The following is a 13,371-nucleotide window of genomic DNA, read 5'->3' as shown; positions in this document are numbered from 1 at the left end:
CCTGTAAGGATCGTTCCCACGCTCTGCGTGGGAATGCAGCCCGGGACGCTCCGCGTCCCATTGGAACGCGGAGCGTCCCTAGAGGCATTTCCACGCAGAGCGTGGGAACGATCGGGGTCAGCTTTCTTCGCTGCTATGCACCACCACCAACAACTGCGCCTGAACCTCCCCCACTGACCGGATCCGATGCGGCTTCTGCGCGTTGAAGTGCAGCGCATCCCCGCGATTGAGCAGCACCCGCTCGTTCATGAAGTCCACTTCCACCTGTCCTTCGTGGACGAACAGAAACTCTTCCCCCAGATGCTCCTTGAAGGTCTTGTCGGTGAATTCCCTCGGCGGGTAGATGATGAACGGCAACAGGCTGCGTTCACTGACCTGATGGGCCAGCACCGCATAACCGGGGCTGTGATCATTGGCGGCCAGGGACTGGCGCTCGTCGCTGCGCACCAGGCTGTAGCTGTCGAGGCTGACGTTGTCTTCGGAGAACAACTCCTCGACCTTCACGTTCAGCGCCTTGGCCAGTTTCAAGGCAGCGGCAATCGACGGGGTGTTCAGCCCGCGCTCGACTTTCGACAGATAACTCTTGGTCATGCCGGATTTTTCGGCCAGGGCTTCCAGGGTCACGCCAAGTTTTTTTCTGAGTAATTTCAAACGGATAGACATGTGCAGCGATTAATCCATCAAGGAGCCGACGATTTGTCCTTGCTAATGACACAAAGTGTCATATAGCCTCTTTAGTGTCATTTGCACTCACCCACGACCTTGCAAGCAACGGGTAAACCGCAAACCCGACGTCCATTGAACCAGCCAAAGGACACCGATATGGCCAAGACCTTAGCACTACCCAAAGACCAACTGGTCAAGCAAGCGCTGATCCAGATGCAAAACACCCTGGCGGATAATACGTGGACCGACCGGCAAAAGCTGGCCCTGACCTGCCGCATCCTGTTCGAGAACGGCCACGACTCAGGCCTGGCCGGGCAAATCACCGCTCGCGGCCCGCAGCCAGGGACTTATTACACCCAACAATTGGGCCTGGGTTTCGATGAAATCACTGCCGGCAATCTACTGCTGGTCAACGAAGACCTGGAAGTGCTCGAAGGCCACGGCATGCCGAACCCGGCCAACCGTTTTCACAGTTGGGTGTACCGCGCCCGGCCGGATGTGAACTGCATCATTCATACGCATCCGACCCACGTGGCCGCGCTGTCGATGCTCGAAGTGCCGCTGCAGGTGTCGCACATGGACCTGTGCCCGCTCTATGAAGATTGTGCGTTTCTTGAAGCCTGGCCGGGGGTGCCGGTGGGCAATGAAGAAGGCGAAATCATCTCCGCCGCATTGGGCGACAAACGCGCGATCCTGCTTTCCCACCACGGTCAGTTGTCCACCGGCGCGAGCATCGAGGAAGCCTGTGTGATTGCGCAATTGATCGAGCGCGCGGCGAAGTTGCAGTTGCTGGCCATGAGCGCCGGGACGATCAAACCGATCCTGCCGGAGCTGGGCCGCGAAGCCCATGACTGGATTTCCAAACCGAAACGCCACGCCGCCGCGTTCAACTACTACGCTCGGCAGAACCTGCGCCAACACGCCGATTGCCTGAACTGACCCTACTCATTTTCAAAAGGAGCGACCCCATGTCGACCCCAAATATTCACGGCATCATCGGCTACACCATCACCCCGTTCAGCGCCAATGGCGTCGATCTTGAAGCCCTCGGACGCTCCATCGATCGCCTGATCGACAGCGGCGTCCACGCCATCGCGCCGCTGGGCAGTACAGGTGAAGGCGCTTATCTGAGCGACGCTGAGTGGGATCAGGTCAGCGAGTTCAGCATCAAGCACGTGGCGAAACGAGTGCCGACCATCGTCAGCGTCTCCGACCTGACCACCGCCAAAGCCGTGCGCCGCGCGCGTTTCGCTGAAGCCCATGGCGCCGATGTGGTGATGGTATTGCCGGCGTCCTACTGGAAACTCAGCGAAGCGGAAATCCTCGCCCACTACCGCGCCATCGGCGAAAGCATCGGCGTGCCGATCATGCTCTACAACAACCCGGCCACCAGCGGCACGGACATGTCGGTGGAGTTGATCCTGCGGATATTCAACGCCGTGGACAACGTCACGATGGTCAAGGAAAGCACCGGCGACATCCAGCGCATGCACAAGCTGCAACTGCTCGGTGAAGGGCAAGTGCCGTTCTATAACGGTTGCAATCCGTTGGCGCTGGAAGCGTTTGCGGCGGGAGCGAAAGGTTGGTGCACGGCGGCGCCGAACCTGATCCCGCAGCTCAATCTGGATTTGTATGAAGCGGTGTTGGCCAACGATTTGGGTAAGGCGCGGGAATTGTTCTATCGCCAGTTGCCGCTGCTGGACTTCATCCTCAAGGGTGGCTTGCCGGCAACCATCAAGGCCGGGTTGCGTGCGACCGGGCTGGAAGTGGGGGATCCAAGGTTGCCGGTGTTTCCGTTGAGCGAAGCGGGTTGCAACCAGTTGCAGGGACTGCTGAAAGCATTGCGCTGATCATCAGATACACACAAAACCCATGTGGGAGCGAGCCTGCTCGCGAAAGCAATCTGACATTCAGCATATTTATCGAATGTTAAGCAGCCTTCGCGAGCAGGCTCGCTCCCACAGGGGGATTTGTGTTGGGGTTCAAAGCACCGGCAACGTCTTGTCCTTGATCACGGTCGTCGGTCCGTTCGCCTTCACACTGGCAATCCCCTTCTCCCGCGCGGCATCGTTGGAGTACGCCTCACTGCTGCCAATGATTTCGTGATTACCGGCCTTGAGGTTGAAGTAAGGATGACCATCCTTGGTAGTCTTTTTTTCGTAGCGTTCATCCAGCGGGCTGTTTTTCTGCACCGAGGCGATGCCGCCATCGGCGGCGGCACGGGTGGTGTAGTGCTCGCTGTTCAGAATGGTTTCGGCATTGGCTGCTTTGAGCACAAAGCGAAACTGACCGGTGCTGGTTTTGCTCAATTCATACCATCCAGACATGGTGCTTCTCCTGTCGATTGATCCCGCCAACGTTGCCTGACAGTAAAGACCCTCCACACGGTTTATCCACTGTCAAAGAATAGACCTCACGTGCCGGCAGACAAATAGCAATAATTCTCGATATCATTCGCGACCTTTCTGCATACGCTTCGTCAAGAAGGATATCCATGCCTCGTCTCACGCCCGACCCGTTGTCGGCTGACTCCTTTCGCCGGTTCTACGGGGACATCCTGCATTACCTGCGCAAACGCACGGATAACCCCAGCGACGCAGCGGACATGACCCAGGACGTGTTCACCCAATGGCTCGACTATGGAGAGCGCGCCAAAGTCGAACAGCCGCGGGCATTTCTATTCCAGATGGCGCGCAATCTGCTACGCGATCACTGGCGTCGGCAGAAGGTGCGGCACATCGTGCAGCCCAATCACGACACCGCCCCGGAACCGCTCACCGACGATCAGCATGACCCGTTGGCGGGCGCCCAACGCCTGCAACGTCTGGAGCAACTTAAAGGTGTTCTCGCCGAACTCTCGCCGCGCCGTCGAGAAGCCCTTATGCTGCACCGCTTTGAAGGCCTGAGTCAGGCACAGATTGCCGAGCGCATGGGCATTTCCCTGAGCATGGTGGAAAAACACATCGCCTTCGCCCTGTTGCATTGCAAGCAACGCCTGGACCACGAGACCGGCATGGAGCAGCCAGAATGAATCGCGACATTGATCGGCCGGATGACGGCATCGACGCCCAGGCCGCGAGCTGGTTTGTGCGCAACCGCCAGGATCAGGGCAGCGCCGACCGCAAGGCATTCGAGCTGTGGATGAGCGTGCCCGAACAGGCCAAGGCCTACCGGGCGTTCGAAGAACTGTGGGCCGATCTGGCCGAACTCCAGCAACAGAACAAACCGGTGCTGCTCGTTGTGAAGCGCAAACCGAATGCCTGGCGTCCGGCCCTGGCGATTGCGGCGGCGCTGGTCTGTGCGGTGCTGGCGTTCAATCTCGGCACGCCCCACGGCGTCTATCAGCAACAGATCGCAGCCCAGGCCAAAGGCGCGCGCACCTTCAATTTGCCCGACGGCAGCACCTTGTCGGTCAACGCCAACACCCGGCTACGCATCGCTTTCGACGGTCAGCAACGGCAGATTTACCTCGATCAGGGCCAGTTCTATCTCGACGTGGCGCCGGATAAAGAGCGCCCACTGTGGGTGCATACCGGCGAAGCCACGGTACGGGTGGTCGGCACCGGTTTTGATGTGCGGCGCAATGACAAGCAAGTGGTGGTGACCGTCGCCCACGGCCAGGTCGCGTTTGCCCCCGACCGCAAGACGCAAACCCTGCTCGGCGCGCAGCAGCAAGCCGCGTTCGACCTGGCCAGCGGCACCCTGCAACAGCAGACATTGACTGACGCGCAAGTGGCGGACTGGCGCAGCGGTCACTTGTCGTTTCGCAATCGCGAACTGGCCAGCCTGATCGACGAATTGAACCTCTATCGCCCCCGTCCGGTGCTATTGGCCGATGGGAAACTGGGGCGTTTCAGGGTATCCGGCAACCTCGACGTGAATGATCCCGATGCATTGCTTAACGCGCTCCCGGCGCTGATTCCGGTGAAAACCGTCGCACTCGCCGACGGCCAAATACGGATCGAAGCGCGCTGAAAAAACCTCACATGAGAATATTTTGCATTCGCATGTGAGGTTTTTTTTGCCTGCCGCGTCTTCCTCCGGTCTGCGTTGTATGCAGGCCTTTTTGGCCTTTTTCGCCGCCCTGGGGGATTCAATGTTTCGCGCGTCTTCGCCTTATCCGCTCGTTTGCCTTCGCCCGACCCTGCTCGCCGCCTGCCTGTCGTTCAGCCTGCAAGCCCACGCCGAGTCCATCAACCTGCACCTGCCGGCGCAGTCGCTGGCCACGTCCCTGAGCCAGATTGCCCGGCAGGCGAACATCCAGTTGCTGTTCGACGAAGCGCAATTGCGCAACCTCAAGGCCCCGGCCATCGATGGCGATTACAGCGCCGAAGCGGCGATCCGCCAGTTGCTCGACAACAGTCAGTTTGGCCTGATCAAGGTCAACCAAACCTACGTGGTACGCCCCGAAGAACCGGTCACCAGCAGCAGCGACGGGATTCAGCTCGACGCCTTGAGCGTGATCGGCAGCGGCACCGAGGTCGATTCCAGCACCGTCGGCCGCTCGACCCTGACCCAGGCCGACATCGACCGCCATCAACCGAGCAACATCCCCAGCCTGCTGGCGACGTTGCCCGGCGTAAGCATGGGCGGCTCGATGAAACCCGGCGGCCAGACCATCAACATCTGGGGCCTGGGCGACGCCGAGGACGTGCCGCTGACCGTGGACGGCGCGACCAAAAGCGGTTTCGAGCGCTACCAGCAAGGCACGATTTTCATCGAGCCGGAGCTGATCAAACGCATTGAAGTGGAAAAAGGCCCGCACTCGATGCTCACCGGCAACGGCGGTTTCGGCGGCACCGTGCACATGGAAACCAAGGACGCCCCGGACTTGTTGCAAGAGGGCCGCAACAGCGGCGCCATGCTCAAATATGGTTACGCCAGCAACGACCATCAACAAACCTACAGCGGCGCGGTGTTCGGCCGTACCGACGACGGTCGCGCCGATGCGCTGGTGTACCTGACCAAGCGCGATGGCGACGACATGAAACTCGCCGGCACCCCGCCCGATCCGGACCACAGCTACCCGATCAATCCTCAGCGCCTGCCCAACAGCGCCCAGGATCTGGACGGCCAGTTGCTCAAGTTCAATCTGCACCTCAACGATGAGCACAGCGTCGGCTTGTCGTACTCGCGCTCCCAAAGCGAACGCTGGACGCCCTTCTCGTCTGCCAGTTACCCGACGCCGCCGAGCAAGGACAACATCAAGCAATACGGCTACGAAAATGCCTTGAAGCGCTTTTTGGCCAATCGCGAAACCATCGACACCACCTGGTCGACCAAGTATCAATACCAACCGCTGGACAATCGCTTGATCGACTTCAAGCTCAGCTACTCGGAATCCAACACCGATCAGACCGACGAGCGCGATGCCACGGCGTTTTTCCAGACCTCCACCGGCGGGCGCAAGATGGACACCGCCTACAAGGACCGGATCCTTGAGGCAAGCAACATCAGCCTGTTCGACACCGGCCCATTGGCCCACGCGGTGACCAGCGGTATACAAATCCGCAAACACAGCCGCGACACCGAGATGTGGATGCCGGGCAAGACCTACGACGTGCCTAAGTACAACTACGGCTATTTCCAGCCAAGCTTCATGCCCCAGGGCAAAGTCGACACCCACAGCGCCTACGTGCAAGACGCCATCACCCTGGGCGACTTCACCCTCACGCCGTCCGTGCGTTACGACCACGTGCGCAACCGTGGCGAGGCCAACGACGCGCCGTTTTACGCCAGCCCGGATCCGGCCATCGGCCACGATTACAGCGACCGCACCTACACCGGTTGGTCACCGCGTCTGTCGGCGTTCTGGCGGGTCACGCCGGATGTCGGCTTCTTCGTCGACTACAGCAAAACCTGGCGTGCGCCGGTGATCGACGAGCAGTACGAAGTCCAGGGCGTCGGCAGCCGCACCGCCACCAGCGTCGACCTCGACCCGGAACGCATCACCGGGTGGCGCGCCGGTAACATCAGCAACTTTGCCAACGTGTTCCAGGACCACGACAACGTACAGATCCGCACCACGCTGTTTCGCAACAAGATCGACGACGAGATCTTCAAGGCCACCGGTGTCGGTTGCGAAAACCAGGCAATCAAGGGCGGCAGCATCGCCTCGGACTGCAAGGGCTCGGGGCCGATGGGCAACTACCGCAACATCGGCGGGCTGACCATCAAGGGCTTTGAAGTGGAAAGTTTCTACGACTCCACTTACCTGTTCGGCTCGCTGTCCTATTCATGGATGAGCGGCAAACACGAAGGTGCCTACACCAACCCGTGGGGCCCGGATGTCTGGGTGCGCGACGTGCCGCCGCCGAAGTGGATTGCGGTGCTGGGGGTGAAGATTCCGAGTTGGGATGCGCAAGTCGGTTGGCAGGGGGAGTTTGTGCGTAAGACTGATCGCTTGCCGAGCGACCGCTATGGTTCGAGCAAAAACACGGTGGGGGATGTGTTTTACGATCAGTACGCCAACGATCGTTACAACGTGCAGGGGTTGTTTGCGAACTGGAAACCGCAGCAGGCTTATCTCAAAGGCACCGAGGTCAACCTCACTGTCGATAACCTGTTTAATGAAGATTACCGGCCGGCGTTGAGCGGGGATCGGGCGTATAGCCAGGGCAGGAATGCCAAGGTGAGTGTGACGCGGTTCTTCTGATCCAGGATTTGTGGTGTCTGGGCTGGCGCCTTCGCGGGCAAGCCTCGCTCCTACAGGTTTTGTGGTGTTTGAATATTTCGCGGACACCACAAAACCCTGTAGGAGCGAGGCTTGCCCGCGAAGAGGCCCGCAAGGTCAATGAGCTATTTAGCCGCTGTGCGAACCACCGACAACTCCGGCGCCATCACCCGCCGCTGACTCAGATACCGCATACAACTCACCCGCAAGAACGAAGCAAAATTCACCACTTCCCCGCGGTAATCCATCACCTCTTCATACAGCTTGGCGATCAACTGGTTGGTGGTCATGCCGTCAACTTCGGCGATTTCGCTGAGGATGTCCCAGAACTGGTTCTCCAGGCGCAGGGTGGTGACCACCCCGCAGATGCGCAGCGAGCGGGAGCGCGATTCGTAGAGGATCGGATCGGCTTTGACGTAGAGCTCGCACATGCAAAAGTCCCTCGTTACAGCGTGATTTTGGTGCCCAGCAAACCGAGGAAACCGGCGAGCCAGTTCGGGTGAGCCGGCCAGGCTGGAGCAGTGGCCAGATTGCCTTGAACGTGGCCTTCCGTCACCGGAATATCGATGAACGTACCGCCCGCCAAACGCACTTCCGGGGCGCAGGCCGGGTAGGCGCTGCATTCGCGTCCTTCGAGAATGCCGGCGGCGGCGAGCAATTGTGCGCCATGACACACGGCGGCGATCGGTTTGCCGGCCTTGTCGAAATCTCGCACCAACTCCAGGACTTTTTCATTCAGGCGCAGGTACTCCGGCGCACGACCGCCCGGCACCAGCAGCGCGTCGTAATCGGCGGCGTTCACCTTGGCGAAATCGAAGTTCAGGGCAAACAGATGACCGGGCTTTTCGCTGTAGGTCTGGTCGCCTTCGAAGTCATGGATCGCGGTGCGCACGGTCTGGCCGGCGGTTTTGTCCGGGCACACGGCGTGCACAGTGTGGCCCACCATCAGCAGCGACTGGAACGGCACCATCACTTCGTAGTCTTCGACGTAATCGCCGACCAGCATCAGGATTTTCTTGGCAGCCATGGGGAGGACTCCTCTGGGAATACGTGGGCGTGCAGGAGTATTCAAGGTAGTCCTAATCGGCGGGGGCGGGTAATAACCAGCTACTACCGCGTTATCGTTCTTCGCGGGCAAGCCTCGCTCCTACAGGGTTTTGCGTCGAACGCAAATCAATGATCAACCGAAAACCTGTAGGAGCGAGGCTTGCCCGCGAAGGCGTCCTCAAACTGTACGGATAATTCTGATCCTAGCTGTAACAGGGGCAAACCCAATGTTTATGGCTATATGAACACTCTTCCCGCCACCCTCGACTCTGGTTGCCCTCATGTCCTCGCGCGAAAACACCGGCATGGCCCTCGGCCTGCTTGGCGTCGTCATTTTCAGCCTCACCCTGCCCTTCACCCGCATCGTCGTGCAGGAAATCCACCCGTTGCTCAACGGCCTGGGCCGTGCATTGTTCGCCGCGGTGCCGGCGGCGTTGTTGCTGTTGTGGCGTCGGGAGAAGTGGCCGACCTGGAAACAGGTCAAAGGCCTGACGCTGGTGATCGCCGGGGTGATTCTCGGCTTCCCGGTGCTCTCGGCCTGGGCCATGCAGACGTTGCCGGCCTCCCACGGTGCACTGGTCAATGGCTTGCAACCGCTGTGCGTGGCGCTGTACGCCGCATGGTTGTCCCATGAACGCCCGTCGAAAGCCTTCTGGGCCTGCGCCGCGTTGGGCAGTGCGTTGGTGCTCGGTTATGCGCTGATCAGCGGTGCCGGCAGTATTCAGGCCGGTGATTTGCTGATGCTCGGGGCGATTGCCGTGGGCGGTTTGGGCTATGCCGAAGGCGGCCGATTGGCCAAGGAAATGGGCGGCTGGCAGGTGATCTGCTGGGCGCTGGTGCTGTCGACGCCGCTGCTGATTGGGCCGGTGACGTACCTGGCGCTGCAACATCAGGGCGAGATCTCGGCCAAGACCTGGTGGGCGTTTGGTTACGTCTCGCTGTTTTCGCAGTTCATCGGTTTCTTTGCCTGGTACGCCGGATTGGCGATGGGCGGAATCGCGCGGGTCAGCCAGATTCAGTTGTTACAGATCTTCTTCACGATTGCGTTTTCGGCGCTGTTCTTTGGCGAACACATTGAGCCGATTACCTGGCTGTTTGCGGCGGGGGTGATTGTGACGGTGATGTTGGGGCGCAAGACCGCCATCAAACCCGCCCAAGTGGCCACAGCATAGCTCTTGTAGGAGCCAGGCTTGCCGGCGAAGGCGTCTTCAAAATCGCCATCGCCTGTAGGAGCAAAGCTTGCTCGCGATGGCGTCCTCAAGATCGCTATCGCGAGCAAGCTTTGCTCCTACAGGGTTGAGGCATCAGAAGAGGCCGTCGGAACGCAGTAAGGTTTCCAGGCAATGCTCGGTGATCTGATAGAAATCTTTCAATTCCTGGATCTTCACCAACAACTGCGCCGGGTCCACCGGCTCGGCGCGTTTCACCGCCAGGATCATCTTGTTCTTGTTGGTGTGGTCCAGTGAGATGAACTCGAACACTTTGGTCTCGTAGCCACAAGCCTCAAGGAACAGCGCGCGCAGGCTGTCGGTGACCATTTCCGCCTGCTGGCCCAGGTGCAAACCGTATTGCAGCATCGGCTTGAGCAGCGCCGGGCTCTGGATTTGCAGGCGGATCTGTTTGTGGCAGCACGGCGAGCACATGATGATCGAGGCGCCGGAACGAATGCCGGTGTGGATCGCGTAGTCAGTGGCGATGTCGCAGGCATGCAGGGCGATCATCACGTCCAGTTCGCTCGGCGCCACGCTGCGCACGTCGCCACATTTGAACACCAGCCCCGGATGATCGAGCTTCGCCGCCGCCGCGTTGCACAGGTTGACCATCTCTTCGCGCAACTCGACGCCGGTGACTTCGCCTTCGGCGTTCAGGGTGTTGCGCAGGTAATCGTGAATCGCAAACGTCAGGTAACCCTTGCCCGACCCGAAATCCGCCACCCGCACCGGTTTGTCCAACGCCAGCGGCGAGGTGGTCAGGGCATGGCTGAAGACTTCGATGAATTTGTTGATCTGCTTCCACTTGCGCGACATCGCCGGGATCAGCTCGTGCTTACTGTTGGTCACACCCAGATCAGCGAGGAACGGCCGGCTCAGGTCGAGGAAGCGGTTTTTCTCGCGGTTATGCTCGGCGGACGGCACTTCGCGCAATTGCTGGGGTTTGCTCTTGAACAGCGAAGATTTGCCCTTTTTGCTGTATTCGAGCTGGGCTTCGTCGGTCAGGGACAGTAAATGCGCATTTTTAAACGCGTCCGGCAGCAACGCGGCAATCGTCGCCACGCCTTCGGCCAGCGGGAAGTTCTTGGTGATGTCGCGGGTCTTGTAGCGGTAGACGAAGGACAGGCAAGGCTGATCCTTGACCGTGAGTTGCTTGATGATCAGCCGCTGCAAATCTGCCTCGCTGCCGACGTACTTGGCCAGCACCAGTTTGATGAAGGCGTTGGCGTCGAGGCTGGTTTGCAACAGGTCGATGAACTGGGCGTGGTGATCCGGCGCGAGGCTGGCGGGAGTGGCGGTGACAGACATGGGCAAAACGGCCTCGGGCGGTGCGAATCGGGGAATGGCGGGTATTTTAGGGGGGATGTGAGTTTGGGACACGCTGTTATTTACCGAACGGTTTGAAAACCACCCCTCACCCCAGCCCTCTCCCCAGAGGGGAGAGGGGGAAAGGGAGCCGACCGGGGGCATTTCAAAACCTGAGTTCGACGCCGATTTTTCAAGTCGATGTATGTGAGTTCAACGCCAATTTTTCAGGTCGATGTAGCTCGAAAGAACAACTCGGTCGGCCCCCTCTCCCCTTTGGGGAGAGGGTTGGGGTGAGGGGTGGCTCTAAAGTCGAACGAAAAATCCAAACCCTACCCCAACACCACCAACCGATTCGGCAATTCATTCCTCACCTGCGTCACCGGCACATGCACCTTGAGCAACTCGCCGCAGGCCTCGATGCAGGTGACAAACCCCTGCAACGTCTGGCCCTGTTTCACCTGTTGGGTAAACGCCGCGACAATCGCGTCCCAGCTTTTGTTATCCAGCCGTTTGGAAATCCCTTCATCCACCAGGATTTCCACATAACGCTCGGCTTCGCAGACAAAAATCAGCATCCCGGTACTGCCCACGGTGTGGTGCAGGTTTTGCTCCAGAAACTGTCGGCGGGCCAGGTTCGACGCGCGCCAGTGCCGGACCGAGCGCGGGATCAGGTGGGTGGTGACTTTGGGAATGCGGAACACCAGGCACAGCACGATAAAACTGGCCCATTGCACCAGCAACAGGCTATGCATGGTCAGCACGCCGGTCAGGTAGTGCACGACACCCGGCACCACCAGTGCCAGCAAACTCGCCCACAGCAGCGGGATGTACGCGTAGTCGTCGGCGCGGGCCGCGAGCACGGTGACCAGTTCGGCGTCGGTTTCACGCTCGACCCGGGCAATCGCCTCGGCGACTTTGCGTTGTTCGTGTTCAGTCAGTAATGCCATGTCTATCAGTGCCTATTCCCATTTGTTTTTATTAGTAGTGTTATCACCAGCCGCCCGACGAACCGCCGCCCCCGAAACTGCCCCCGCCACCGCTGAAGCCCCCGCCTCCACCGCCGCCGCCAAACCCTCCCCCGCCGAAACCGCCGCTCGAACCACCGGAGCCGCCTCGGCCGGTCGGCAGGATACCGAGCATCTGGCAGATGAAAATAGTCAGGATGAACAGCATGACCAGAAAGATGAACACACCGGGATGGCGCGAAACGAAATCGCTGTCCTCATCACCTCGCGGCTCATAAACCGTCGATGGTTCATCCAGCGGACTGCCGCCCAACACCACCAACATCGCCGCGACACCGTCGCTGATGCCTTTGCTGAAATTGCCGGTCTTGAACGCCGGTGTGATCACCTGGTTGATGATCACCGAACTCTGGGCATCGGTCAGGCGATCTTCCAGGCCATAACCGACTTCGATCCGCAGCTTGCGCTCATCCCGAGCGACGATCAGCAGCGCTCCGTTGTTCTTGTCCTTCTGGCCGATGCCCCAGGCGCGACCGAGTTGATAACCGAAATCGGCGATGTCGGTGCCCTGCAAGTCCGGCAGCGTCACCACCACCAATTGCTCGCCGGTCGCCGTTTCGTGGGCCTGGAGTTGCTGCGTCAATTGCTCGCGCACCGCCGGCTCGATCATCTGCGCGTTGTCCACCACCCGCCCGGTCAGCGGCGGGAACTTCAACTCGGCCTGGGCCGTGACTGCAACCACCCAGAGCAACAGCACCAGGCCCATCTTCAACACGCGCATTGGGATCCCTCCGGGACAGCGGCAAGTTTTAAGCGGCAAGCGCCAAGTAGAAGCGGTACGCGTTGCCCTCGCTTGCAGCTTGCCGCTTACAACTTGGAGCTATTCGTCAGAATTTCACTTGCGGTGCTTTTTCGGCATCCGGGCTGGTCGCTTCAAAGGTTTCGCGGATCGGCAAATCGCTGTACATCACGCTGTGCCACAGGCGACCGGGGAAGGTGCGGATTTCGGTGTTGTATTTCTGCACCGCGAGGATGAAGTCGCGGCGGGCCACGGCGATGCGGTTCTCGGTGCCTTCAAGTTGCGACTGCAGGGCCAGGAAATTCTGGTTGGCCTTGAGGTCCGGGTAGCGTTCGGACACCACCATCAAACGACTCAGGGCACCGGTCAGTTGATCTTGGGCCGCTTGGAACTGTTTGAGTTTTTCCGGGTTGTCGAGGGTGTTGGCATCGACCTGGATCGACGTCGCCTTGGCCCGGGCTTCGACCACGGCGGTCAGGGTGTCTTCTTCGTGCTTGGCGTAGCCCTTGACCGTTTCTACCAGGTTGGGGATCAGATCCGCCCGGCGTTGGTACTGGTTCTGCACCTGGCCCCAGGCAGCCTTGGCCTGTTCGTCGAGGGTCGGAATGTTGTTGATGCCGCAGCCGGCCAGCAGGGTGGTCAGCAGCATCAGTGCCGCGACTTGCAGGCTCGATCGATAGTTGAGTCGTACATTCATGTCAG

At 59.8% G+C, this 13,371-nt stretch carries 14 protein-coding genes; 6 read left to right on the top strand and 8 right to left on the bottom strand.

Translation table 11 applies throughout. From position 1 onward, the window contains the following. Positions 1-117 precede the first annotated feature (117 nt). Positions 118-663 carry a helix-turn-helix domain-containing protein gene (locus BK667_RS07105; protein WP_123597170.1) on the bottom strand — a complete coding sequence of 182 codons (546 nt, stop codon included), beginning with the start codon at positions 661-663 and terminating at the stop codon, positions 118-120. A 159-nt stretch (positions 664-822) separates the two neighbouring features. On the opposite strand from BK667_RS07105, the gene BK667_RS07100 reads away from it, so the two are divergent. Both BK667_RS07100 and BK667_RS07095 read left to right on the top strand, forming a co-directional pair. Further along, positions 823-1,605 carry an aldolase gene (locus tag BK667_RS07100; protein WP_123507497.1) on the top strand — a complete coding sequence of 261 codons (783 nt, stop codon included), beginning with the start codon at positions 823-825 and terminating at the stop codon, positions 1,603-1,605. Between the two features lie 29 nt (positions 1,606-1,634). Next, entirely contained in the window at positions 1,635-2,516 is an 882-nt protein-coding gene (locus BK667_RS07095; RefSeq protein WP_123597169.1) for a dihydrodipicolinate synthase family protein, read from the top strand. 132 nt (positions 2,517-2,648) lie between these two features. Here the strand turns inward: BK667_RS07095 and BK667_RS07090 are convergent, their stop codons facing one another. Next, positions 2,649-2,993, bottom strand: a complete 345-nt coding sequence (locus BK667_RS07090) for a YegP family protein (RefSeq protein WP_123597168.1) — start codon at positions 2,991-2,993, stop codon at positions 2,649-2,651. Between the two features lie 167 nt (positions 2,994-3,160). On the opposite strand from BK667_RS07090, the gene BK667_RS07085 reads away from it, so the two are divergent. The 3 genes from BK667_RS07085 (at position 3,161) to BK667_RS07075 (ending at position 7,321) form a co-directional block, all read left to right on the top strand. Next, a complete protein-coding gene (locus BK667_RS07085) occupies positions 3,161-3,697 on the top strand; it encodes an RNA polymerase sigma factor (RefSeq protein WP_123597167.1) in 537 nt (178 codons plus the stop codon). Further along, on the top strand, positions 3,694-4,641 hold the full coding sequence (locus BK667_RS07080; protein ID WP_123507488.1) for a FecR family protein: 948 nt from the start codon (positions 3,694-3,696) through the stop codon (positions 4,639-4,641). The genes BK667_RS07085 and BK667_RS07080 overlap by 4 nt, the downstream gene beginning before the upstream one ends. 121 nt (positions 4,642-4,762) lie before the next feature. Continuing rightward, the gene (locus BK667_RS07075; protein ID WP_123597233.1) at positions 4,763-7,321 is read left to right on the top strand and encodes a TonB-dependent receptor; all 2,559 of its coding nucleotides are present in this window, start codon (positions 4,763-4,765) and stop codon (positions 7,319-7,321) included. A gap of 143 nt (positions 7,322-7,464) precedes the next feature. Here the strand turns inward: BK667_RS07075 and BK667_RS07070 are convergent, their stop codons facing one another. Next, a complete protein-coding gene (locus BK667_RS07070; protein ID WP_123507486.1) occupies positions 7,465-7,770 on the bottom strand; it encodes a ribbon-helix-helix domain-containing protein in 306 nt (101 codons plus the stop codon). A gap of 14 nt (positions 7,771-7,784) precedes the next feature. After that, complete coding sequence (locus BK667_RS07065; protein WP_123597166.1) at positions 7,785-8,366, bottom strand: DJ-1/PfpI family protein; 582 nt, start codon at positions 8,364-8,366, stop codon at positions 7,785-7,787. 301 nt (positions 8,367-8,667) lie between these two features. Here BK667_RS07065 and BK667_RS07060 point away from each other — a divergent pair, with 301 nt between their 5' ends. Continuing rightward, entirely contained in the window at positions 8,668-9,558 is an 891-nt protein-coding gene (locus tag BK667_RS07060) for a DMT family transporter (RefSeq protein ID WP_123507482.1), read from the top strand. Between the two features lie 132 nt (positions 9,559-9,690). Here BK667_RS07060 and BK667_RS07055 read toward each other — a convergent pair whose 3' ends face one another. The 4 genes from BK667_RS07055 to BK667_RS07040 all read right to left on the bottom strand — a co-directional run bounded on the left by BK667_RS07055 (position 9,691) and on the right by BK667_RS07040 (position 13,366). After that, entirely contained in the window at positions 9,691-10,905 is a 1,215-nt protein-coding gene (locus BK667_RS07055; protein WP_123597165.1) for a class I SAM-dependent methyltransferase, read from the bottom strand. Positions 10,906-11,234: 329 nt separating this feature from the next. Then, the gene (locus BK667_RS07050; RefSeq protein WP_123597164.1) at positions 11,235-11,852 is read right to left on the bottom strand and encodes a TPM domain-containing protein; all 618 of its coding nucleotides are present in this window, start codon (positions 11,850-11,852) and stop codon (positions 11,235-11,237) included. A 43-nt stretch (positions 11,853-11,895) separates the two neighbouring features. Beyond that, positions 11,896-12,651: a TPM domain-containing protein gene (locus tag BK667_RS07045; RefSeq protein WP_054615911.1), complete on the bottom strand. Its 756-nt coding sequence runs from the start codon at positions 12,649-12,651 to the stop codon at positions 11,896-11,898. Between the two features lie 106 nt (positions 12,652-12,757). Further along, complete coding sequence (locus BK667_RS07040) at positions 12,758-13,366, bottom strand: LemA family protein (protein ID WP_123507476.1); 609 nt, start codon at positions 13,364-13,366, stop codon at positions 12,758-12,760. Between the last annotated feature and the right edge of the window lie 5 nt (positions 13,367-13,371).

This window comes from Pseudomonas frederiksbergensis, from assembly GCF_003732705.1.
In the GTDB taxonomy this organism is placed as follows: Bacteria; Pseudomonadota; Gammaproteobacteria; order Pseudomonadales; family Pseudomonadaceae; genus Aquipseudomonas; species Aquipseudomonas frederiksbergensis_F.
The sequence above is the reverse complement of the archived record's forward strand: the minus strand, read 5'-3'. Positions and strand labels throughout refer to the sequence as shown.

Bases quoted from the DNA above. Each gene is read 5' to 3' on its own strand.
- BK667_RS07050 (WP_123597164.1), bottom strand. From the start codon at position 11,852: ATGGCATTACTGACTGAACACGAACAACGCAAAGTCGCCGAGGCGATT.
- BK667_RS07085 (WP_123597167.1), top strand. From the start codon at position 3,161: ATGCCTCGTCTCACGCCCGACCCGTTGTCGGCTGACTCCTTTCGCCGG.
- BK667_RS07090 (WP_123597168.1), bottom strand. From the start codon at position 2,993: ATGTCTGGATGGTATGAATTGAGCAAAACCAGCACCGGTCAGTTTCGC.
- BK667_RS07100 (WP_123507497.1), top strand. From the start codon at position 823: ATGGCCAAGACCTTAGCACTACCCAAAGACCAACTGGTCAAGCAAGCG.
- BK667_RS07105 (WP_123597170.1), bottom strand. From the start codon at position 663: ATGTCTATCCGTTTGAAATTACTCAGAAAAAAACTTGGCGTGACCCTG.
- BK667_RS07070 (WP_123507486.1), bottom strand. From the start codon at position 7,770: ATGTGCGAGCTCTACGTCAAAGCCGATCCGATCCTCTACGAATCGCGC.
- BK667_RS07075 (WP_123597233.1), top strand. From the start codon at position 4,763: ATGTTTCGCGCGTCTTCGCCTTATCCGCTCGTTTGCCTTCGCCCGACC.
- BK667_RS07040 (WP_123507476.1), bottom strand. From the start codon at position 13,366: ATGAATGTACGACTCAACTATCGATCGAGCCTGCAAGTCGCGGCACTG.
- BK667_RS07055 (WP_123597165.1), bottom strand. From the start codon at position 10,905: ATGTCTGTCACCGCCACTCCCGCCAGCCTCGCGCCGGATCACCACGCC.
- BK667_RS07060 (WP_123507482.1), top strand. From the start codon at position 8,668: ATGTCCTCGCGCGAAAACACCGGCATGGCCCTCGGCCTGCTTGGCGTC.
- BK667_RS07065 (WP_123597166.1), bottom strand. From the start codon at position 8,366: ATGGCTGCCAAGAAAATCCTGATGCTGGTCGGCGATTACGTCGAAGAC.
- BK667_RS07080 (WP_123507488.1), top strand. From the start codon at position 3,694: ATGAATCGCGACATTGATCGGCCGGATGACGGCATCGACGCCCAGGCC.
- BK667_RS07045 (WP_054615911.1), bottom strand. From the start codon at position 12,651: ATGCGCGTGTTGAAGATGGGCCTGGTGCTGTTGCTCTGGGTGGTTGCA.
- BK667_RS07095 (WP_123597169.1), top strand. From the start codon at position 1,635: ATGTCGACCCCAAATATTCACGGCATCATCGGCTACACCATCACCCCG.